This is a genomic window from Tahibacter soli (genome assembly GCF_025717065.2).
Taxonomy (GTDB): Bacteria; Pseudomonadota; Gammaproteobacteria; order Xanthomonadales; family Rhodanobacteraceae; genus Tahibacter; species Tahibacter soli.
This window is the reverse complement of record NZ_JAOVZO020000018.1, coordinates 202349-226305: the sequence shown is the minus strand read 5'-3', so window position 1 is coordinate 226305 and position 23957 is coordinate 202349. Positions and strand designations below refer to the sequence as shown.

8 protein-coding genes are annotated in these 23957 nt (G+C 72.2%); 5 read left to right on the top strand and 3 right to left on the bottom strand.

The window, feature by feature from the left end; all coding sequences use genetic code 11:
- Positions 1 to 21 precede the first annotated feature (21 nt).
- The 3 genes from OD750_RS14525 to OD750_RS14515 all read right to left on the bottom strand — a co-directional run bounded on the left by OD750_RS14525 (position 22) and on the right by OD750_RS14515 (position 2925).
- Positions 22 to 990 (bottom strand): HlyD family secretion protein, encoded by a 969-nt coding sequence (locus OD750_RS14525; protein ID WP_263541403.1) that lies wholly within the window; start codon positions 988 to 990, stop codon positions 22 to 24.
- Positions 974 to 1576, bottom strand: a complete 603-nt coding sequence (locus tag OD750_RS14520) for a TetR/AcrR family transcriptional regulator (protein ID WP_263541402.1) — start codon at positions 1574 to 1576, stop codon at positions 974 to 976. Before OD750_RS14520 ends, OD750_RS14525 begins: the two co-directional genes overlap by 17 nt.
- Positions 1577 to 1755: 179 nt before the next feature.
- A complete protein-coding gene (locus OD750_RS14515) occupies positions 1756 to 2925 on the bottom strand; it encodes an IS4 family transposase (RefSeq protein ID WP_272841989.1) in 1170 nt (389 codons plus the stop codon).
- A 911-nt stretch (positions 2926 to 3836) separates the two neighbouring features.
- Here OD750_RS14515 and OD750_RS14510 point away from each other — a divergent pair.
- From OD750_RS14510 to OD750_RS14490, 5 genes are all read left to right on the top strand, one after another.
- Complete coding sequence (locus tag OD750_RS14510; protein ID WP_263544606.1) at positions 3837 to 4046, top strand: SymE family type I addiction module toxin; 210 nt, start codon at positions 3837 to 3839, stop codon at positions 4044 to 4046.
- A 71-nt stretch (positions 4047 to 4117) separates the two neighbouring features.
- Positions 4118 to 4807, top strand: a complete 690-nt coding sequence (locus OD750_RS14505) for an alpha/beta fold hydrolase (protein ID WP_263544605.1) — start codon at positions 4118 to 4120, stop codon at positions 4805 to 4807.
- 74 nt (positions 4808 to 4881) lie between these two features.
- A complete protein-coding gene (locus OD750_RS14500) occupies positions 4882 to 5946 on the top strand; it encodes a GGDEF domain-containing protein (protein ID WP_272841988.1) in 1065 nt (354 codons plus the stop codon).
- A gap of 279 nt (positions 5947 to 6225) precedes the next feature.
- Positions 6226 to 6579: a hypothetical protein gene (locus tag OD750_RS14495; RefSeq protein WP_263544604.1), complete on the top strand. Its 354-nt coding sequence runs from the start codon at positions 6226 to 6228 to the stop codon at positions 6577 to 6579.
- Positions 6579 to 23939, top strand: a complete 17361-nt coding sequence (locus OD750_RS14490; protein WP_263544603.1) for a CARDB domain-containing protein — start codon at positions 6579 to 6581, stop codon at positions 23937 to 23939. The genes OD750_RS14495 and OD750_RS14490 overlap by 1 nt, the downstream gene beginning before the upstream one ends.
- Positions 23940 to 23957: the final 18 nt, after the last annotated feature.

Here is a 23957-nt window from a genome sequence, read left to right as displayed (position 1 = left end):
GCGTTGCCGTTCGAGGCGGTGTCAGCGCTCATCGGCGACGCGCTCCGCCTGCAAGGGCAAGCCGGCCGGCAAGTGCCGCGCGGCGTCGCCGGCGATCACCAGTTCGGCGCGATACGACAGCCGCGCCGCGTCGTCGCCCGACAGCGCGTAGTACGGCGTGAACGCGGGCTCGGCGCGAATGCTGCGCACGGTCGCGTCGAAACTCTCCTTCGCGCCATCGACGTGCACGCGATAGCGCTGGCCGTTCTGCGTCGCCGCGCGGCGCGGCTCGGGCACGTAGACGCGCGCGTAAGGCGCCGCGCCGCTGAGCAGCGACACGATCGCGGCGCCGAGCGGCGGCTGGTCGCCGAGCTTGAACGGCAGCGCGTCGATGCGGCCGGCCTGCGGCGCCTTGACCGTCAGGCGCTCGCGCGCGACGGTCAGCTCGTCGACCTGGCCGCGCGCCGCGTCGAGCGCGCTCTGCGCCTGCGCAACGTCCTCGACGCGCGAGCCGTTCGTCAGCTGCTGCAGTTGGGCGCGGCTCGACGCGGCTTGCGCGCGCGCGGCTTTCAGCGTCGTGTCGGCGCGGTCGAGATCGGCCTGCGCGTTCAGGCCGCGCTGGCGCAGGTCGGCCTGGCGACTGCGTTCGCGCTGCGCGTCGGCCACGGCGACGTCGTTGCGCGCGAGGTCGGCGCGGGCCGCGGCGATCGTCTCGACGCGCGCGCCGTTGACGAGTTCCGACAGCGCCGCCTCGCGCTGCGCAAGGTCGGCGCGCGCCTGCGCGAGGCGCGCGTCGGCGCGGCGCGGATCGAGTTCGAGGATGAGCTGGCCGGCTTCGACGGCGTCGCCCTCCTTCACGGCGATGCGCACGATCGGCTCGGAAGCCTCGGCGGCGACCGCGATGCGATCCCATTCGAGCGTGCCGAGCAGCGGCGCCTCGGCACGCTCGCGCGAGCACGCGGCGAGCGTGACGCAGAAAAACAACAGAGAAATTTCAACGGCGCGTTTCATCGGGCAGCTCCAGGCCGCGCATCAGCAGCGCGAGCACATGACGGGTAAGGGTGTCGGCGGTGATGTCGGTCGCGTCGAACACCTTGCGCCAGATCGACTGCGCGGCGACCGGAAACACGGCGAGACCGACGAGCGACACCATCAGCAGGCGTGGCTCGAGATCGGGGTTCAGACGTCCGGCGGCTTGCGCACGGCGGGCGCCGTCGGCGACGACGTGGGCGACCTGCGGCGCGAGGCGTTCGAGCATGCGCGCGCGCAGCTGGCCGCCTTCGATGACGACCTCCCGCAGCCACAGGCCGGGCAGCCAGGCGTGCGCGGAGAGCGTGGCGATGACTTCGGCGACGAAGGTTTCGATCGCGCGGCGCGGATCGTTGGTCAGTGCGCCGACCTTCGCGCCGAACGCCTGCACGAGCGGTTCGAGGCGCTCGTCGATGACGGCGTCGACGAGGCGGTCCTTGTTGCCGAAGTAGTAGTGCATCAGCGCCGGCGTGACGCGCGCCTTGCGCGCGACGAGGCTCAGCGCGGTGCCGGCGATGCCGTGCTCGGAGAACAGCGTCAGCGCGGCGTCGAGCAGGCGTTCCCGCACGTCGGGCGTCGTCGCGTCGGCTGGCGGGCGGCCGCGGCCTCGCTTGGGGGTGTCGGGGTGGGTTTGTTCGGCATGGCGCGAAATTTAATTGACGTTGAATTTAATTTCAACTGCGACGTTGGTCGAGGGGCTCTCGGCTCGTCATCCCGGCGAACGCTCACTGCTGTCCGGAATAAATATCATTTCCAATCAGCCAGTTGAGGCTGTCGAGCATCGAGCTCGGCAGCCTTGGTCGCTCGTCGTTGTCGCATGTCCTCGTGCAACTGCGGCCGCTCGAACAAAGTCATGCGTAGAACGGCGGTGAACAGCCAGAGCGTCGCGTCGGTTTTCGTGCGATGTCTTAACAAGGCCACGAGCAGATAGACGATCAGCGCGATGAGCAATTGTGTACGCACCGCGTTGGGAGATCGGCCCAGATAGCGCTTGATGTTCAAGTGCTGCTTGAGCCACTTGAAGAACAATTCGACGTCCCAGCGTTGTTGATAGCAGGCGGCGATCTGCGCAGCACTGCGGTCCAGGTCGTTGCTGATCAGCACGAGCGTCTGGTCGTTGTCTCTTCGTATCGTGATACGCCGCAGCCGCGCGGTATAAGGATTCTTGCGGCCCGCGCCGGGGTTCTTGTTGCTCAGACGCACGACTTCGTCAGCCAGAATCCGGGATCGATTGCCCGGAGGAATCGGCAGTGTCTGCTCGACCTTCAGCGCCGCGTTGGTCTTCACTCGCGTGACGAACCATGCGCCGGCCTGGTGGATCGACCACCACCAGCCATAGTCGCAGTAGCCCTTGTCGAACACGTACGTCGTGCCGCGTTCGATCGGTATCTTCGCTCCTTCGGTCACATCGTTGACGTTGGCCGCCGTGATGCTGTGATAGACCGGCACATCCGCATCGTCGAGCGCCACATGCAGCTTCAGCCCTTGCGTGAAGCAGTTGCTCGTATCGGACGTCCACGCGTCAAAGCCGTTGCCTTTGAGCGTGATCGAGGTCGAGTCGATCCGTACCAGCGTCCGCTGGCACTCCTTGCGCAGCTTGCGCGCCACCTGCGACATCAGCATTTGCGCCACCGCTCCGAACACCGCCGGATCGCGCTGGTTGGCATCGGCCAAGGTCGAGTGGCCAACGAGTCTGGTGCGCAGGTGATAGTGGTGGTTCGACAGCGCCTTCAGACCGCCGGTGAGCGCGCGCAGGCTCGTGGCGCCCTGCAACTGCGCACAGGTCATCGCCACGAACTGGTCCCAGCGTTTGAACTTCTTGAGGTGCTTGTCGGCGTTGTGCTGACGCACCTGCGCGTCGAAGCGGGCGCGGAAGCTCTCTTCCAATAGTTCGCCCAGGCGGCTTACTCTGTACATCGTTGCGGCGCTCGGATTTGAGTTGGCGCTCAGGGTCTTAACCCGTTAATCCAAGCGCCGCAACACTTTTCGCTTGCTCGTATACAAATATTCCGGACAGCAGTGAGCGAACGCTGGGATCCAGTTTTTGTTTATCGCTTTGTCCTTACGCCTGGCGTTGAACAAAGCGTTTCGCTCGCTGCCGCGCGTTGAACAAAGCGTTTCGCTCGCTGCCGCGAGCGAGCAGAGAGAGATTGCTTGTCCAATCCCTCTCTGCACTCTCCAAGGACACCCCGACGGCCGCGGTCTCCGGGCATCCTGCCCTCCGACTCCGCGAGATCGCTCCGGGGTTCGTTGATGGGCCATCCATGGCCCGTCAACGAACAGCGCACATCCTGTGCGCACCCGCTGCGCGGGCTGATCCTCCGCAATCTCGCCGCGACCGACGGGGCTCCGGGTAGAGCGGGCGGCTTCCTGCCGCCAGATGCAACGGCAACGGCGACGGCGACGGCCAAGGCGTGGCGCTTCTACAAAGCCGTCATACCGGCGAAGGCCGGTATCCAGCTTTTTGCGCAAAGTAAACGCGTAGACGTCAAGTCACGCCACGCCTAGCCCTCTCCCCCAAACGCTTTTGGGGGAGAGGGTTGGGTGAGGGGGCGACGCATCGGTCTTCGTTGCCGTTTCGTCCGGCGAGAAGCCAAAGCGCGCAGCGTGTAGCGCAATACAACTGCTCGCTGCGGTCGTCTCAGCCTAGCACCGTGCTCGGCACGTCAAGGACTGCGCAAGTTCGATAAAACCGAATCCTTGACGTGCCTGCGCGCGGTGCTCTGAAAGGTCGCCCACAGCGACCAATCGCTTGAAGGGCGAAAGCGCGAACGGCGCGGTTGGCTCCACGCCGTTCGCTAACCACAACCCACTTATCGGAGTGGATCATGATCAACCGCAATCCTACCTCACGCAAACCTTCCACAAAGCAAATCCGCATCGGTACGGCCCACTATTCCCGAGGCCTCTACCACGCCGCGCGCCCCGTCCCCTATATCCGCCTCCGCGGCGACTGGCTCTCGAACGCCGGCTTCGCCCCGAACGATCTCGTCGTCATCCGCATCACCCGCGGCCGCCTCGTCATAACACGCGCCTAGCACCGTCGTCGCGAAAGCCTCGCCCGTCGAGGCTTTCGCCCATCCCGCCGGTTAGCGTTTACGCTCCCCCCATGCCCACCTTCGTCCTCCTCCCCGGCCTTCACGGCACCGACGACCTCTACGCCGACCTCGCACACGCCCTCGCGCCGCAGGGCCGCTCGATCGCCATCGCCTATCCGACCGATCGCCCACTCGGCTACCCCGATCTCGTCGCGCAAGTGCTCGCCGCGTGGCCGACCGACGGCGACGTCGTCCTCGTCGCCGAATCGTTCAGCGGCCCCGTCGCGCTGATGCTAGCCGCGCAGCGCCCGCGCGGTCTGCGCGCCGTCGTCCTCAGCGCCACGTTCGCGCGCAACCCGTCGCCGTGGTTGCGGCCGTTGCGGTTCGTGCTGCCGTTTGCATCCAAGCACTGGATGCCGACGGCGGTCGCCGCCGCGCTGATGCTCGGCGAGTCGGCGACGCGCGAATGGGCCGCGACGATCGCGCGCATCCTCGATCGCGTTTCCGACACCGCGCTGCGCGCCCGCGCGACGGCCGCGTTCGACGTCGACGTGCGCGGTCTGATTCCGACGATCGACGTACCGCTCCTGTACTTGCGTGCGCGCCACGATCGCCTGATCGCGGCACGCCACGGCGACGACATCGTCGCGCGCGCCCGCGACGGCCGTCTCGTCGACATCGATTCGCCGCATCTGATTTTCCAGATCGCGCCGCGCGAAGCCGCCGCCGCGATCGACGACTTTCTGCGCTGGAAGCGCTGACGACGCCCGACCGGTTTCCGCCCGGCACGCGATCTGCAATGCTTGCCGCTTCGTCCCGATCGTCGCCGCCAGCCGTGTCGTTCGCACCGCTCCTTTGCGCGCTCGCCTTCGCGCTTGCGCTCGCGTTTCGCCGCCATCGCGCCGCGCAGATCCTCGCGGCGATCGCGCTCGCGCAGTTCGCGCTCGCCGACGACGGCGCGCTCGGCCTGCGCGCCGTGTCGGCGGCGACGATGTTCGCGCCGTGGCTGTTTCTCGCGGCCGTGCTCGTGCCCGAACCGCCGCTGCGCTCGCGCCGCATGCTCGCGTTCGCGGGCCTGCTCGGTTTCGTCGCGTGGCTCGCGCTCGCCGCGCCCGAGCACGTGTGGCGCGGTCTCGAGGACGCGCTCCCGCTCGGCGCGCTGTCGTGGCGTCCGTCGCGCGTCGCAGGCACGTTGTGCCTCGTCGCATCGGTCGTTCCTCTCGCACGCTGGCTGCGCCGCGGCGCGCCGTTGGAACTCGCGCTCGCCTTGGCGCTCGCCCTCGCCGCGTGCGCGTGGTTCGACGTCGCCGGGGTCGGTTTCGCGCGCTGGCTGACGATCGCCGCGCTCGTCGCGGCGCTCGGCGTCGTGTACTCGTCGTGGCGCCTCGCGTTTCTCGATGCGCTCACGGGCCTGCCGAACCGCCGCGCGCTCGACGAAACGCTCGCGCGCCTGTCCGGCGGCTACGCGCTCGCGATGGTCGACGTCGATCACTTCAAGCAGTTCAACGACAAGCACGGCCACGACGCCGGCGACCGCGTGCTGATCGAGGTGGCGCGCGTGCTCGCGAAGACGCGCGGCGCGGCGGCGTTCCGTTTCGGCGGCGAAGAGTTTTGTCTCTTGTTCCGCAAGCCCGACGGCGCGGCCGAGGCGTGCGAGGAAACACGCGCCGCGATCGAAGCGACGGCGGTCGCATTGCCGAAGAAACCGGCAGCGAAGTCGAAGGCGGGCAAGGGCACGAAGACGAAGGAGCCGCAGCGCACGGTCAACGTCACCGCGAGCATCGGCCTCGCCGCGCGCGACGCGAAGCGCCGCTCCGCGCAGGAAGTGCTCAAAGCGGCCGACCAGTGTCTGTATCGCGCAAAGGGCAAGGGCCGCAATCAGGTGGTCGCCGAACGCTGACTCGGAAAAGTCCGAGGCTACTGCGGAGCCCGCCCGATGCGGCGCGCCCCGGTCGTGAGAGAACGCGCGCTCCGCCGACAGTAGCGTCGCGGGCACGCGCAAAAACGGATTTTTTGCGATAGCCTTCACAGTCTGGGGGCGATGCTGTCGTTCGCCGGGCTCGCAAGGTCCGGCACGCGCGTCGCAAAGGGTCGGTCGACGGGTGTGCGCACGCGTTGTCGCGTGGCCGCAGGCTCGCGCAATACGGGCTGTGCGTCGACCGCTTTCAGGGGATTCATCGTGGCTTTCTGTCGATCCGTTCTGGGATCCGTCGCGGCGCTGTACGCCTTTTCGATCGCGGCCGCATCGCCGCCGCAGGCCGGCGCGTGGGCGCTCGCCGCCGTCGCCGCCGACGTCGAGGCGGTCGTCTTCGCCGACGCGAGCGGCACGATGCGCAAGGTCGCCGTCGGCGAACGCACGCCGGACGACGCGTGGCGTCTGTCCGCGATCCGCGACGGCCGTGCCGTGCTCAAGGCCGAACGACGCCTCGACGGGCGCATCGTCGAGATGCATCTGACCGTCGGCGAGCGCCTGGCGCCCGCCCCGCACGAATCGCAACCGTCGCGCGGCGACGCGAACACCGGAAATCGCTGATGCGCCGACTGCAACGCTGTGCCGCCGCGCTCGCGGTGCTCGTCTTCACCGCCGGCGTCGCCGCGAGCGAGCCCGCGCTCGAGCGCTGCGTCGAGATCGCGCAGCCGTCGAAGGCCGGCGGCAACGCGCCGAAGACGGTGTGGGACGCCGGCGACGTCGGCAACGTCACGATCATGGAATTCGCCGGCGACTACGCGCGCGGGCAGTTCGCGGCGCGCGAGGAAGTCGCGCGGAACTTCTACGCCTCGCATCCGGACGCCTACGATTTCCTGATCGTCTTCACGACGTTCGAATTCGAGACCGGCGGCGCGATCGCGTTCAACAACCGCGTCAGGAACGACGTCGCCGGCATCGGCCAGCCGCTGTACGACCACGGCGCGTCGTACGGCAGCGCCGGCCGTCTGCAGAGCTACATCGACATGGCGGCGATGTCGCGCTACGCGTTCGACGCGCGCGATCCGCGTCACGAAACGCTGCTCAACACGCTCGCGCACGAGCTGATGCATCAGTGGGGCGCGAACGTCGCGTACCGCGACGAGAGCGGCGCGAACAGCACGGCGCTGCTCGGGCAGGACGCCATGCACTGGAGCTACTTCCTCGACAGCGACGCGTCCGTGATGTACGGCAGCGACTGGCAGCGGCGGCCCGACGGCCGCTACGAAGCCGTCGCGGTGCGCCGGCGCTACAGTCCGCTCGACCTCTACGTCGCGGGGTTCGCCGCCGCAGGCGAAGTGCCGCCGATGACGCTGATCCGCGGCGGCGGCGATGCGAGCGCGCTGCCGCAGCTCGGCGCGACCGTCGCGGGACAGGGCGAAACGGTGACGATCGGGCAGATCGTCGCGGCGAACGGCGCGCGTGTGCCGTCGGCCGCCGATGCGCCGAAAAGCTTCCGCGCCGCGATGGTGCTCTTGACCCGGCGCGACGAAACGGTGTCGCCGCAGCTCGTGCAGTCGCTCGAAGCGCTGCGCGTGCGGTTCCAGCAGCGCTTCGCGCAGATGACCGACGGTCGCGCGCACATTCGTATTTTTACCGAAAGCAACAAGGACGACCGGCCGGCGCTGCCGGCCGTTCTGCAGGGCAGCAGTCCCACGCCGACGCCGCCGGGCTATGCCGCGGCGGTGGCATGGCTCGAAGCGCGGCAGGCCGACGACGGACATTGGGCGGACCGTCCCGCGACCGCGCTGCGCGACACCGCCGCGGCGCTGCGCGCGCTCGAAGAACTCGCGCCGCAGTCGTCGGCGATACCGCGTGCTCGCCAGTGGATCGCGGGCCGCGCGGTCGCGAGCCTCGACGCGCGCGCCTGGCTGCTCGTCGGCACGCAGGCGAACGAGCACGCCGTCGCGCTGGCTTCGGCGCAGGCAGCGGACGGCGGCTGGGGTCTTGCCGAAGGTTTCGCGACGAGCCCGTTCGACACCGCGACCGTGGCCGGCGCGCTCGCACAGGCCGATCCGGATCACGCCGCGATCGCGCATGCGCTCGCGTCCCTCGCGCCGCAGCAGAATGCCGACGGCAGTTTCGGCGCGGCGACCGGCGGGCGCGGTCGCGTCCTGCCGACGCTGCGCGCGGCGCGGCTGCTGCAGGCGAGCGCCGTGCCGCAGCATCGCGACCTCGCGCGGCACGCGGCCGACTGGTTCGCCGTGCGTCCCGGCGGCAGCGTCGGCGGCGGCGCCGGTCCGACCGCGCCGTCGTTGTCCGAAACGATCGAAGCGTACGCGCTGGTCGGCCGCGTGCCGTTCGCGACGAGCGTCGCCTCGGCCGCGCGCGCGTTCGTGAGCCGCGAGCAGGCTTCCGCCGGCGACTGGGGCGGCAGCGTGTATCTGACGGCGACCGCGGCGCTCGCGTCGCTGCGCGACCTGCGCCCGAACTTCGCGATCGCCGGCGCGCTCGTCGCGACGCCCGCGCAGCCGTACGACGGCGATCGCGTGAAGCTTTCCGCCGTCGTCGCCAATCGCGGCAACGCAGCGTCGCCGCCGGCCGTCGCGCGCTGGTACGACGGCGATCCGGCGCAGGGCGGCATGCCGATCGGCGAGATCGCGTTGCCGGCCATCGTCGGCGGCGCGCAGTTGCGTACAGAAGTGGAATGGGATACCGGCGGCCGCGCCGGCGAGCATGCGCTGCGTTTCGTCGCCGACCCCGACGCCGCCGTCGTCGAAACGAGCGAGGCCGACAACACGGCCGCACTCGCGCTCACGGTCGCCGGCGCGCCGCAGCAGCCCGACCTGCAGGTCGTCGCGGCCGATTTCGCGTTCGATCCGCCGTCGCTGTCGACGCTGCCGGCAACGGTGCGCCTGACCGGCGTCGTGCGCAACGGGGGCCTGGCCGCGGTGGCCGGTGCGACGTTGCGCCTGCACGCGGCGAATCGTCCCGCCGTCGCGCTCGCGCAGGCGACGCTCGACGTGCCGGCGCGCGGCAGCGCGCCGCTCGACCTGACGTTCGCGGTCGCCGACACGGGCGCGCTCGCGCTCGTGCTGACGGCCGACCCCGACGACGCGGTCGCCGAGGCGCGCGAGAACAACAACACCGCGACGCTCGCGCTCGTCTACGGCGATTCGCTCGATCTCGACATCGGCGCCGCCGATCTCGCGCTCGACGGCGCGGCGGTGGCCGGCCGCGACGTCGCGTTCCGCGTGCAGGTGCGCAACCGCGGCACGCTCGCGTCGCCCGACGCCGCGCTGCATGCGCAAGTCGAACAGAACGGCACGACGTCCGTCGTCTTCGACGGCCTCGTGCCGGTGCCCGCGGGCGGTACGGTCGAACGGCGCTTTTCGTGGCGCGCGGGCGCGGCCGGCGCGGCGCAGCTGCGCGTCGTCGTCGACGGCGCGAACCAGATTCCCGAGTCGCGCGAAGACAACAATTCGGCACTATTGGATTTCTCCGTCGTCGCGGCGGACCGCCCCGACCTCGCGCCGGTCGCCGCGACGCTCGAATTCACGCCGACGCCGGCGCTGCAGGGCGCGCCGCTGCTCGCGTCGCTGCGCGTGCGCAATCACGGCCAGGACGTGACCGCCCCGTTCGTCGTCGGCCTGTACGCGGGCGATCCGCGCATCGGTTCGCCGCGCATCGGCGCCACGACCGTCGCGGGCCTTGCCGGGTCCGCCGAAACCGTCGTCGCGATCGCGGTGGCCGACCTCGATCTCGCCGGCAACGTGTCGCTGTTCGTCGAAGTCGACGCCGATCGCGCCGTCGACGAACTCGACGAAGGCAACAACATCGCGGTCAAGCCGCTGCAGGCGATCGCGCTGCCCGATCCGGCGGCGACGCTCGCGGGCATCGCGCTGACGCCGTCGTCGCCGGTCGGCGGCGAAGCGACGAGTGCGCGCGTCGCGGTGCGCAACCTCGGCGGGCAGGACGCGCGCGACGTCGTCGTGCGCCTGTTCGAAGGCGACGGCGGCGCGGGTTCCGTCAACCTCGGCGACCGCACGATCGCGCTGCTGCCGGCCGGGGGCGGCGCCGACGTCGAGTGGCAGTGGACGCTCGGCGCGAACGCGCGCGCGATCACCGCCGTCGTCGACCCGGCCGGCGCGCTGCGCGAACTGAGCGAGGCGAACAACCGCGCGACGCTGCCGTTCGACGTGCAGTCGGGCGCGCTGTTCGCGAGCGAGCGCTACCTCTCGCCGAACGGCGACGGCGTGCGCGACGAGACCGCGCTCGTCGTGCGGCTCGGCGGCGGCGCCGCGGCGACCGACGTGACGATCGCGAACGGCCTCGGACGCGTCGTTCGCCGCTACGCCGACGTCGCGCTCGACGCGAGCGGTCGCGCGCAGGCGATCTGGGACGGCCGCGACGAAAGCGGGCGGATCGTGCCGGACGGCGACTATCGCGTCGACGTCGTCGGCGCCGACGGCCGCTCGGCCGGGCAAACGCGCGTCACCGTCGACAACAACCGCTCGTCGGTGCTCGAGGCGATCCATGCCGATCGCGCGCTGACGACGCCGATACCGTTCAACGAACCCCTCGTGCCGCCGCCCGGCGGCGCGAGCGCCGCGTGGCTGTACGGCTCGGCGAGATCGCCGCTCGAGCGCGTCAACGAAGCGCTCGACCAGCCGGTGCCGGTGATCTCGGCGGCGTGGGCGAATAGGAACAATGGGAATATTCACGATTTTGCATTCAGCCCCGACGGCGCGCAGATCGCCTTCACGCTGCAGAACCGTACGACGCAGCAGCTGCGTGCGATGCGCGCCGACGCGATGGGTCTCGACGCGATACGTCCGTTGCAGAGCGAGAACGATCTCGTCAGCCGGCGCGTCGCCGGCTATTTCGACGCGAACGAGATACTGCTCGAACGCGGCGGCGGCAGCGAGACCGACGTGTTCGACGCGCGTACGTCGACGATACGACCGTTCCGCGACCTGCCGCTCGACGATCGCGTGCTGACGCCGGCGCCGCTCGGCGTCGTCGTGTCGACGCGCTGGTCGCAGCGCACCGCGTACTTCGCGCCGCGCGACACCGCGCGGCCGATCGTCGAACTCGAGCCGGAAACGGCGCCGGGTTCCACCACCCGCTACGCGACGTCGCTGAGCCCCGACCGCTCGCGCGCGCTGCTGCACGCGCGCCTGCCGCTGCGCGAAACGCTGACGCTCGTCGATTTCGCGACCGGTGCGCGCCGCGTGCTGGTCGACCGCCCGAACGACGCGTTCGCGTCGCCGCTGCTCGACGGCGTCGGCAGCGTGCAGGAACTCGCCTACGCGTGGATCGCGCCGCGCGACGAGATCGCCGTCGTCGACGGCCGCCTGCGCCGCCTGCTGCGCTTCGACGCGGACGGCGCGCAGATCGACGACATCGCGCTGCCGCTCGTCGAACGCGCGGGACCCTACGTGCTCGACCCGCGCGACGTGTTCGCGCACGCGTTCGCATCGACCGCGACGCCGCGCTACACCGAAGGCTGCCTGTCGATGCCCGACGCGATGCGCGCGCGGAGCCGGCTGTACGACCCGGTCGGCGAATCGCTGTTCGTGCATCTCGTCGACATCGTCGGCGTGCGGCGCTACGTCGGCGAGGACTACGCGCTGTACCTCGACGGCGCGTCGCAGTTCGTCGACGTCGGCTTCGCGTCGCGGCAGGTGCGAGACGTCGGCGCCGGTTCGCCGCTCGGGTTCGCGCTGCCGGCCGATACGGGACGCTACCCGCTGTGGCCGGCCGCGTGCCCCGACAACCGGCCGGTCGGCTGGCCCGAGCTGATCCTCGGCGACGGCGCGCGCCTGTTGTCGACCGGGCAGGTGTTCAGCGTTTCGCGCGGCGTGTCGCCGCAGCCGCTCGTGCGCCAGATCGCCGAGATCTGGCCCGACGAAAATCGCGCGCTCGCCGACGGCGCGATCCGCACGTCGCTGCTCAACGGCTACGCGCTGATCCGCGCGCAGCGCGTCGGGCCGTCGCTGCGGCTGTCCGGCGTCGCGGCCGACCGCAATTTCGCGTACTACGAAATCGACTACGCGCGCGCCGACGCGCCCGGCGTGTGGCACGCGCTCGTGCCGCCGACCGACAGCGAGGTGGCGCCCGACGAATTCACGACGTGGTCGCCGCCCGATCCGGGCGTCTACGAGGTGCGCCTGCGCGTCGTCGATCGCGCCGGCAACGCCACGACGTCGACCACGCGCGTGACGGCCGACCGGCGTTCGCCGATCGACGGCTTCGCGCTGTCGTCGCGCTACCTGTCGCCGAACGGCGACGGCCTGCTCGATACGGTCGACGTGCGCTTTCGCGTGCGCGATCCGGTATCGCTGCAGCTGCGCGTGTCCGACGCCGACGGCAACGTCGTGCGCACCGAGGACCTGACGTTCGGCGCCGGCGACATCGGCGCGCAGAGCGTCGTCTGGAACGGCCGCAACGACGCCGGCGTCGTCGTGCCGGACGGGCGCTATCGCGTCGCGCTCGGCGACAGCGACGGCGTCGCGATCGTCGATACCGTCGCGCCGGCGGTCACGGCGACGCTCGACGACGCGTATCGCAGCTACCAGTCCGATCCCGAAAACTCGGGGCATCCGGGCTACGTCGCGGCGACGGAGCCGGCGCTGCACGTCGCGGCGAGCGACGCCGTTCCGCTGCGCTACGCCGTCGATGCGGTGTCGGCGACGGACGGCACGGTCGTCTCGCTATGCTCGGGCGTCGATTGCGCCAAGACGACGGTGTCGTTCCGGACGTATGCCGACGCGTCGTTCCGCGTCGCGGTGACCGACGCCGCCGGCAACCGCGCGGTCCGCGATATCGCGCGGCCGCCGCAGCGGCTCGTGCTGGCCGGCTTCGACGATGCGCGGTACGAGCAGACGCGCATCCCCTACGAGGCGCTGCCGTTCGGCGACGCCGTGAACGTCGGCATGAACCCGCCGCTGCTGCTCGACGAAGTGACGCCGAAGGTCGACCTGCTCGTATCGCCGGCGATGTCGTCGCTGCGGACGGTCGCGCTGCAGGCGCGGCTGGAAACGCCGCCCGATTCGCCGTGGACCGAACTGGCCGTCGCGACGCCGCGCCCGCTCGACTGCGAAGAACCGCCGTGCGCGCCGCATGTCGCGGTCGAGCTGTCGTCGCAGTCGCTCGCACGCGGCAACGCGTACCAGGCGCGCCTCGTCGGCGAGCGCGACGACGGTTCGCGCGTGACGTCGAACAAGATCGCCGTGCGACTCGGCGGCATCGGCATGCCGCGCTGCGAGGCGTCCCGGACGGGCATCCGGATCGTCGTGGACGACTTCAACGCCGGGACGCTGCGCGAGGCGTCGGTGACGTTCGCGCCGACCGGCAACGCGTCGGGCACGACCGTGACCTTGCCCGCGGAGTCCATCGACGAATCGCAGGCCGCGCTCGGATTGCCGGTTCACCTCCGGGGTTTCGCCATGACGGCGCAGGCGGTCGACGAGTCCGGCGTGCGGCACCGGTCGCTTCGTGCCGAACCGTGCGAGGACATCCCGGGCAACATCGTGATGTACGACGCGATCGTCTCTCCGGTCGTACAGGACCGCTGCGACGGCGAGCCGAGCGGCCGCCTGCTCGTGACGGGCTACGCGGTGCCGCAAGATCCGCGGTCTCCGGTCCTGCCGGCGTTCATGCGCTGGACCTACATCGACGGCGACACGCTCGAGGAAGTCTCGACCGAGCCGATCGACACGTACGCGGAAGCGCCGGATTTCAGTTTCGAGCTCGACGTATCGCGCTGGCCCGAAGGCACGTATCCGATCCATCTCGAAGCCGGCTGGCGCGACGACGCCGGCCATGTCGCCTGGGTGCCCGCCGAATCCGCGAATGCGATCGTCGAACGCGCGCCGCCGAACATTGCGATCGTGCGGCCTGCCGACGCGGAGCGCGTCTGCGCGAGCCGCCTGCTGTCCGATTCGCGCGCCACGCTCACGACGCAGACGACGATGAGCCATCGCCTGCTGGTCGGACAGGGCGCGGCGCCGGTGTCGTGGGAATGCGTCAGCGAAGTCGGCGCCGACGACGGCGATACGTCGGTGCGCGACGGGTGCCTCGACTATGCGCGCGTACGCAACATCCGGGCGACGAGCCAGATCGCCGAGCCGCTCGGCGACATCGCGCCCGACGTGCTCGCGCAGCGGCTGCGACCGTTCAACGGCCTGGCCTCGCTGCAACTCAAGGCGTTCAACTGGTCCGGCGGCACCGTCTGCACGACGGCGACCGTACGCATCGACGCCGACGTCGCGCTCGAACAGCGCGCCGCGCCGTCGCGGCTGATCGACATCGGCGGCGTCGCGACGATCGGCCTCGCGCCGTTCGGTTCGGGCGGCTACACGCTCGCGAGCCTGCGACTGCGCGCGAACGAGCCGCTGTCGGTCGTCGCCGAACTCGAACGCCCGACCGGCGCGCCGGTGCGGCTGTACGAGAACGCGCGCGCCGACGGCGACATCGACGTCGACTGGAACGGTCTCGTCGACGGCGCCATGGCCCCCGACGGCGGCTACACGATCAGGGTCTCGGCGACCGACGACTGCGGCCAGACGAAGACGCTGACGTATCCCTTGCTCGTCAAGAACGCGTCGCCGCTCGTCGCCTTCGGCGCGCCCGCCGCCGGCGCGACGATCGCGTCGGCCGTGGTCAACATCGCCGGTGCGATCGAAGATCCGATTCTCGATCGCTGGACGCTCGAGGTCGCCGACGACGCGGCGCCCGACGCCTGGCAGCCGATCGCCGGCGAAGCGCTCGCGATGCCGCGCATCGGCGACTATTTTCCGCCGCTCGCGGCGTGGTCGCGCGGCCAGCGCACCGGCCCCGTCACGTTCCGCCTGCGCGCGGTCGACCGCCTGGGCAATGCCGCGGTCGCGACGTTGCCGGTCGTGCTCGGCGCGCCGGGTAAGATCGTCGCCGCCGCCGCCGCGCAGCCGCCGCTGTTTTCGCCGAACGCCGACGGCGTGCTCGACGCGACGCGCATCGAACTCACGCTGCTGCGCGCCGCGAACGTCGCGATCCGCGCGCACGACGCGGGCGGCGCGATCGTCGCGACGCTGTACGACGGCGCCGCCGCCGCCGGTTCTCGCGGCTACCCGTGGAACGGCGCCGCGCTGCCCGACGGCGACTACGCGATCGTCATCGACGCGGCCGATCCGCAGGGCGCGCTCGCGCCGGAACAGGCGCGACTGCCGGTCGCCGTCGACGCGACCGCGCCGGCCGTGGCGATCGTCGCACCGGCAGGCGGCTATCTGCGGCCGGCGCAGCCGATCGCCTTCTCGGTCGAGGACGCGCATCTCGTCGAATACGTGGCCACGTTGAGCCGCGACGGCGCGATCGTCGCGACGGCCACGGGCCGCGACGCCGGCGCCGCGACGCTCGTCGTGCCGGCCGGCGCGGCCGAAGGCGCGTACGCGCTGCGCCTCGCCGCGCGCGACGGCGCCGGCAACCGCGCCGAGCGCACGTTCGACTTCATGCTCGACGCGACCGCGCCGACCGTCGACCTGATCGCGCCCGGCGATCGCGCGATCGTCGCCGCCGCGACGCCGGCGTCGGTGCGCGGCAGCGCGCAAGATGCCAATTTGTCAACCTATACTTTGTCGATCGCGTCGGCGAACGCGGACGACTGGCAGACCCTCGCGAGCGGCACCGCCGCGATCGACGCGGCGGAAATCCTCGCGTGGACGCCGAACCGGCCCGACGGCGACTACCGCCTGCGCCTGCGCGCCGAAGATCGCGCCGGCAACACGGCCGACGCGGTGCGTCTCGTCACCGTCGACGGCACGCCGCCGGTCGCGGCGATCGCGCAGCCGGTCGACGGCGCGGTCGTGGCCGGCGCGTTCGATGTCGCCGGTACGGCAACCGACGCGCATTTCGCGGAATACCGTCTGAGTCTTCTGAAAACCTCGGCGCTGCCCGGCGGCACGTGGTCCGACGTGTACGTCGGCACCGCGCCGGTCGACGCCGCGCGCCTCGCCGCGCTGAACCTGCCGCTGCCGGCCGACGACTACACGTTGCGCCTGACCGTCAAGGATCGGGCCGGCCTCGCCGCGACCGCGCAGGTGCGCGTGCGCATCGACGCCGAACCGCCGCCGGCGCCGCTCGCGCTCGTCGGCCGCGTCGAGAACAACCGCGACGTGCGGCTCGCGTGGAACGCGGTCGCGGCGCCGGATCTCGCCGGCTACCACGTCTACCGCGGCGGCGCGCGCATCACCGCGGCGCCGGTCGTGCCGGCGCAGTACGCCGACCTCGACGCGCCGGAAGGCACGCAGCGCTATCACGTCGTCGCGATCGACGCGGCCGGCAACGAGAGCGCGCCGAGCAACACCGTGACGTTCGCGCTCGATCGCACGGCACCCGCCGTCGCGCTCGCGCGGCCGGCCGACGGCGAGCGCGTGCGCGGCATCGTGGGCATCGCCGGCACCGCGTGGAGCGTGGGCGATTTCGACGAGTACCGTCTGATACTCGAACCGGTCGCGCCGCCCGGCGCGCCGGTCGAACTGCGCCGCTCGCCGCTGCCGGTGCAGTCGGGCGCGCTCGGCGACTGGAACACGCAGGGCTACGCCGAAGACGCGCGCGTGCGCATCCGCCTCGAGGCACGGGACCGCAGCGGCAACGTCGCGAGCGCGTCGGTCGATCTCGTCGTCGACAACGCCGCGCCGGCCGCGCCGACCGGCGTCGTCGCCGCGGTCGCGACCGCGCCGGCCGCGCCGTGTCCGACGCTCGCCGGTACCGAACGCGACGTGCGCGTGTGCTGGAACGCGAACGTCGAAGGCGACCTGCTCGGCTATCTCGTCTATCGCGACGGCGCGCTGCGCAACGCGCCGCAGCCGCCGCCGGACGATCTGCGGCCGTTCGCCGTGCCCGATCCCGCGTGGCTCGACGAGGCCGTCGCCGACGGCGCGCACACGTACGTCATCCACGCGATCGACCGCGCCGGCAACATCAGCGATCCGTCGCCGCCGGCCGAACTGCCGGCGCTCGACTTCGGACCGCCGGATCTCGATCTCGCGCAGCCGCTGCCGGGTACGCGTTTCGACCGCAGCGTCGCGATCGTCGCGACGAGCGAGCACCGCGACATCGTCGAGGTGCGCTTCGCCTACCGTGCGGCGAGCGGCGGCGACTGGATCGACATCGGCGCGCCGCTGGCCGCCGAGCCGTACCGCGCGACGTGGACGCCGGGCGCGCTGCCGTGGGGAGACTACGACATCCGCGCCGTCGCGCGCGACGCGGCCGGCAACGTCGATCCGACGCCGCCGGTCGTCCGCGTCGTCTACGCCGACCTCACGCCGCCTGACGCGCCCACGGCGCTGACCGCGCACGCCGACGGCGACGCGGTCGCGCTCGCGTGGAGCGCCGGTACCGCGAACGACATCGCGGGCTATCGCATCGAACGCCGGGGCGACGGCGACTGGGAACCGCTCGCCGGCATGCCGACGAACGCGCTCGCGCATACCGACACCGGCCGCGCCGACGGCGCATGGCGCTACCGCGCGTTCGCCATCGACGCCTACGGCAACCGCTCGGCGGCGTCGAACGTCGCGACCGCGAACGTATTCGGCCTGACGCTGCTCCAGCCGTACACGCCGACGCGCGATGCGAGCGTCGCGCTCGCCGGCCGCAGCGCGCGCACGGGCACGCTTTCCGTCCGCGTGGAAAACGCGCAGGGCGGCATCGACCTCGCGCCCGCGACGCTCGACGCGCAAGGCACGATCGGTTTGACGCATGCGCTCGTCGCGGGCGCCAACCGCTTCGTGCTGCGCGTGACCGACGCGAACGGCGATCGCAGCCGCGCGAGCGACGTGCGCGTCGACCGCGGCGACGCGCCCGCTGCGCCGACCGGCCTCGCCGTGCAGGTGAACGGCTACGACGTCGTCGCGAGCTGGAACGCGAACGCCGAGCCCGACGTCGTCGGCTATCGCGTGTTCCGCCGCGGCACCGCGACGCTCGCCGACGGCGCGCTCGGCGAAACGCCGGGCGCGAGCGCGACGACCGGCTGGGCGCCCGAGGCCGCGATCGACGGCGATCCGCAGACCGCGTGGTTCTTCGAGCATGCGTTCGGCGCGCAGCCGCGCGACAGCGATCCAGCGCTCGAACTCGCGTGGTCGTCGCCGCGCCTCGTCGTCGCCGCGAATCTCGCGTGGCAGCCGGTCGAAGGCGCCGCGACCGTCGAACTGCAGGCGTGGAGCGGCCATGCGTGGGTGACGCTCGCGAGCGGCGCGATCGCCGGCAACCACACGTTGCTGCCATCCGAGCCGTATCGCACGGACAAGGTGCGCGTCGTCGTGCGCGGCACCGGCGTCGCCGGTACGCAGCGCTACGACCTTGCCGAACTCGCGCTGGTCGAGCGTCCGCTGCTCGACGCGACGACGATCGCCGACACGCTGCTCGACGGCCGCTACGACTATCGCGTGTCGGCGGTCGACGCGCACGGCTTCGAAAGCGCGCCGTCGGCGCCGGCCGTGGCCGACGTCGGCGACGCCGTCGCACCCGATCCGGTCGTGCTCGCGGGTTCGCTTGCCGGCAATGCCGCCCAGCTCACATGGACCGCCAGCGCGTCGGCCGACGTCGCGCGCTACGAACTGCGCCGCGACGGCGGGCTCGTCGCGAACGTCGCGGCGAACGCGCCGCTCGCAGCGACCGACGCGGGCCTCGCGAACGGCGCGCATACGTGGATCGTGGTCGCGTTCGACGCGCACGACAACGCGAGCGCGCCGTCGAACGCCGTGACGCTGACGGTGGCCGGCGGCGGGCCCGGCGTGCCGCGCAACGCGCGCGTCACGGCGCCCGCGCCGGGCGGCATGCTCGACCTCGCCTGGGAAGCCGGCGACGGCAACGCGCCCGCGACCTACGTCGTGCGACGCGCGGCGTCGACGAGCGGTCCGTTCGTCGAAATCGCGCGCGTTTCCGCAACGGTGCTGCGCGACGCGCCGCTGCCGAACGGCGTCGCCGCGTTCTACACGATCGAAGCGATCGACGCGTTCGGCAACGCGAGCGGCCCGAGCGCGCCGGCGTCCGGCACGCCGCGCGACGCGCAGCCGCCGGCGCAGCCGCGGCTGACGTATCCGACCGTCGCCGGCCGCGCGCTGACGACGGGTGCGTCGTCGACGCTCGTGTGCGGCTTCGCCGAACCGGGCAGCGCCGTCGCGATCGAACGCGACGGCCTCGCCGTGGCCGGAACGACCGCCGCGGCCGTGCAGACCGAAACGTCGAGGCTCATCGGCTTCGGCGGCGACGCGTTCTACCCGGCACCGGACGGCGCGCACGTCGCGGCGCTCGGCGCGGACGACAGCCTGCGCATCGAAGACACGCGCGGCGGCATCGCCGAACCGGTCGCACCGGTCGGATGGCTCGTGCAATGGGCCGTGCGCGGCAACGCGCTGTACTATTTCGACGCCGCGAGCGGCGCGATCCGCCGGCACGAGCCGGGCGGCGCGTCGACCGCGCTCGGCATCGCCGTCGACGATCTGTGGGCGTTCGCGATCTCCCCCGACGAGACGCACATCCTGTTCGGCGGCGACTACGCGGCGGGCGGCGCGCCGGCAAACGGCGTGTGGCTCGCGCGCGTCGACGGCACCGATGCGCGCCGGATCGACGGCATCGACGCGGCGTCGATCGCGCGCGGCGGCATTCGCTGGTCGGCGAATGGCGACCTCGCGCTCGTCGCGCTCGCCGACGAGATCGTCGTCGTCGACACCGCGTCGGCCGCCGTGCTCGAACGCCATGCGGCGCTCGGCGACGTCGAACCGACGTGGTCGACGGATCGCCGCTACGCGTACGTGCGTATTGCCGCGAACGGCGACGCCGAAGCGCGCGTGCGCAACCTCGCCGACGGCAGCGAGTTCACGCTGGCGACCGCGCCGTTCTCGTTCGTGCGCCTGGCCTGGTCGCCCGACGGCACGCGCATCGCCGCGTACGACGGCTCGGCATTGGCCGTGCTCGACGCGGCCGACGGACACGCGCTTGGCGAGCCGATCGACGCGTTCGACAGCGACCTCGCATGGACCGCGTCGGGCCGCATCGTCGTCGCGCAAACCGACGGCACGATACGCACGCTCGTCCCGGCCGGCGTGTTCTGCGGCGGCGCGATCGACCTCGTCGCGGCGCGGCACACGTTCACCGCGATCGCGCGCGACGCGGCCGGCAACGCCAGCCTGCCGGCATCGCCGATCGAGGTGCGCAGCCCCGGTACCGGCCTGCCCGATCTCGCGATCGGCTCGGCGGACATTCTCGTCGTGCCGGCCGACGCGCGACCCGGCGACACGGTGCTCGCGCTCGCGACGCTGCGCAACGCGGGCAACGCGCTCGCCGCGGCGAGCGTGTCCCGCGCGACGCTCGTCGCGCCCGACGGCACGGTGCGCACACTGCCCGACACCGCCGTGCCGGCGCTCGGCGCCGGCGCGACGTACGTGTCGACGCTCGACCTCGGCGCGCTCGCGCAGGCCGGCACGTGGCGGCTGCGCATCGACGCCGACGCCGCCGCGCGCATCGCCGAAAGCGACGAGGCGAACAACCGCGCCGAAGCGCTCGTGCGCGTCGTCGCCGACGCCGCGCCGCAGCTCGACGTGCAGGCCGATCGCGGCCTGTACGCGCCGGGCGAAGCCGTCACGGGCGAAGTCGTCGTCGCCGGCACGATCGCCGGCGCACGCGTGCGCGTCGCGGTCGTCGACGCGGCGGGTGCCGTCGTCGACGAACTCGGCGACTACGCGGTCGCGACGCTCGCGCGCGGCGAGCGCTGGACGCAGGCCGTGCGCTGGAACGCCGCCGGCGTGTTCGCCGGCGACTATCGCTTGCGCGCGCGGCTCGTCGGCGCGAACGGCGCGACGCTCGTCGAACGCACGAGCGCGTTCGCCGTCGCGCGCGTGCGGCACGTCGCGCTCGCGGTGGCGCCGGAAACGGCGACCGCCACCGTCGGCGGCCCGTTGCGCGTGCGCAGCGAGGTTGCGTTCGCCGACGGCAACGCGCCGATCGACGGCGCGCGGCTCGTGCTCGTCGCGCTCGCGCCGGGCGGCGCGGAAATCGCGCTGGCCGACCAGCCGCTCGGCACGCTGCTGCCCGGCTACGAAATCCGCAAAGACGATTTGTGGAATACCGCGGGCCTCGCGCCCGGCGCGTACGGCCTGCGCCTGCGCCTCGTCGCGCCGGACTACGCGACGCTCGCCGAAAGCTCGGTCACGCTCGACGCCGCGGCGCCGACGATCGCGCTCGCCGGCGCGCTCGCGCTGTCGCCGGCCGAATCGGTCGCGGCGGGCTTCGGCGGCGACTTGCGTTTCACGCTGACCAATCGCGGCGACGTCGCGCTCGCCGGCGTCGTCGCGCGCGTGCGCGTTGCCGTTGCCGGCTCGTCGACGAGCGTGGCGCAGACGCAGCAGACGTTCGACCTCGCGCCCGGCGCGAACGGCAACGGCGCGCTGTCGCTCGCCGCGCCGCCGCTCGCGCTCGTGCCGCACGGCGCGGTTCTCGAGGCGCGGCTGCCCGGCGACGCGCCGGACGCCTGGCGCGTGCTCGCGCGGCTCGGCTTCGGCGTCGTCGACGCGCTGCCGCCGGAGATCGTCGTGCTGTCGCCGGCGAGCGCCGCGACGCAGTCCGCGGTCGTCGCGCTGCGCGCGAGCATCGTCGATCGCCATTCGACGATCGCGCTGGCGCAGTTCCGCGTCGACGGCGGCGCGTGGCAGCCGCTCGGCATGGGCGCCGAGGGCTACTACCTGCGCGGCGTCGACGGCCTCGCCGACGGCACGCACCGCGTCGTCGTGCGCGCGCGCGACGCCTGGGGCAACGAAACGACGAGCGACGAGCGCACGTTCGACGTCGACGCGACCGCGCCGTCGATCGCGATCGACGGCATCGCCGACGGCGACGCCGTCAGCCGCGTCGTGACGCCGACGATCGCGATCGTCGAGGCGCATCCCGGCACCGACGACGTGCGCCTGAACGGCGCGCCGTACGTGTCGGGCACGCCGATCGACGCCGACGGCGAATACCTGCTGTCGGTCCGCGCGACCGACGCGGCCGGCAACGTCGCGCAGCGCACCGTGCGTTTCGCGATCGACCGCGTCGCGCCGGCCGTCGCCATCGCGCAGCCCGCGGACGGCGCCGTCGTATCGCAAAGTACCGTTTCGGTCATTGTGCAAACCGAGGCGAACGCGACGGCGACGCTCGCGGCCGGCGCGTGGCAGTCGCAGCAGACCGCCGACGCCGCCGGCACCGCGACGTTCGCGGCCGTGCCGCTCGCGCCCGGCGACAACGCGATCGCGGCGACCGCGCGCGACCGCGCCGGCAACGCCGGCGGTCCGGCCAGCGTGCGCGTGCGCTACGAGACGCAGAGCGCCGCGCTCGTCGGCACCGTGCAGCCGGGCGCGGCCGAACTCGCGCACGGCACGCCGCTCGCGGTGACGCTGACCGCGCACAACCCGGGCGCGACCGCGCTGCCGGCACAGCGTCTGCGCGTGCGCGTCGAAACCGCGACGGCGCAGGTGCTCGCCGAAGACACCGTCGAGCGCGACTTCGCCGCCGGCGAAACGTTCGCGACCGATCGCACGTTCGCGTCCGACGCGTGGCCGCTCGGCAGCGTCGGCGTGACGCTCGCGGTCGATCGCGGCGGAGCCTGGACGACGCTCGACGCCGAAGCCGTCGACGTCGTCGACCGCGCGCAGCCCGTGCTCGCGGCGCTCGCGCCGGCGGCCGGCGCGGTGCTGCGCTCGCCGGTCGCGCTGCGCGCGGCGGCGAGCGACGCGTTGAGCGGCATCGCGTCGGTCGAGGCACGCATCGACGGTGCGGCGTGGTTCGCGCTGACGGCAACGGCGACGCCGGGCGAGTTCGCGAGCGCGCCGCTCGCGCTCGACGAAGGCGACCGCGCGGCCGAACTGCGCGCGACCGACGGCGCCGGCAACGTGCGCACGCTCGCGCCGGTCGCGTTCGCGGTCGACGACACGGCGCCGTCGATCGCCGTCACGGGCGTCGCCGACGGCGATCTCGTCGCGCACGCGGTGACGCCGTCGATCGCGGTGACCGACGCGCATCCGGGCACGACGACGATCGCGCTGAACGGCGCGCCGTTCGTTTCCGGCACGGCGATCGACGCGAGCGGCGAGTACGTGCTGCGCATCGCGTCGACCGACGCGGCCGGCAACGCGGCGCAGCGGCAGATCGCGTTCGCGATCGACCGCGAACCGCCGGCCGTCGTCATCGCGAGCCCGGCTGACGGCGCGACCGTGCACGCATCGACCGTCGCGATCGCCGGCACGACCGAACCGCTGGCCAGAGTGGATATCGCGATCGGCACGTTCGCGGCGACCGTCTTCGCCGACGCGAGCGGCGCGTTCGGCGTCGCCGCGGCGAACCTCGTCGCGGGCGCGAACACGATCGCGGCGACCGCGACCGATCGCGCCGGCAACGTCGGCGCGCAGGCCCGCATCGTCGTGACGTACGTGCCCGAGGTGTCGCTCGTCACCGGCGAGTTCGGCACGGTCGCGCCGATCGTGCTGCGCGGCGCGCCGCTCGTCGCGCCGTACACCGTGCGCAATCCCGGCGCGGTCGCCGTCGACGGCATCCCGGTGCGCGTGCGGCTGTTCGCGCTCGGCGCGAGCGAGCCGGCCGCGTCGCGCGAAACGACCGTCAGCCTCGCATCGCAGGGCGCGCAAACGCTCGACGCGACGTTCGACACGGCCGCGTTCGACGGCGGCGACTATCGCCTGCGGCTCGAAGCGTTCCAGGCCGCGAGCGGCGGCACGCCGGCGTGGACGCTGCTGGCCGAGACGCCCACGCAGATCTACGCGCCATGCGTGAACGGCGAGCCGCCCGACCGGTTCTTCATGAATGGCTTCGATCTCGTCGACCACATCTTCTGCGACGGCTTCGACTTCGTCGCCGCGACGCCGGCGTCGCGGCGATCGACGCCCGACGCCGTGCCGTGGCTCGCCTACGCGCGCTACGTGCTCGCCGCGCAGCGCTACGCGGGAGTGACGCGATGAACCCGACCGACCGCCGCC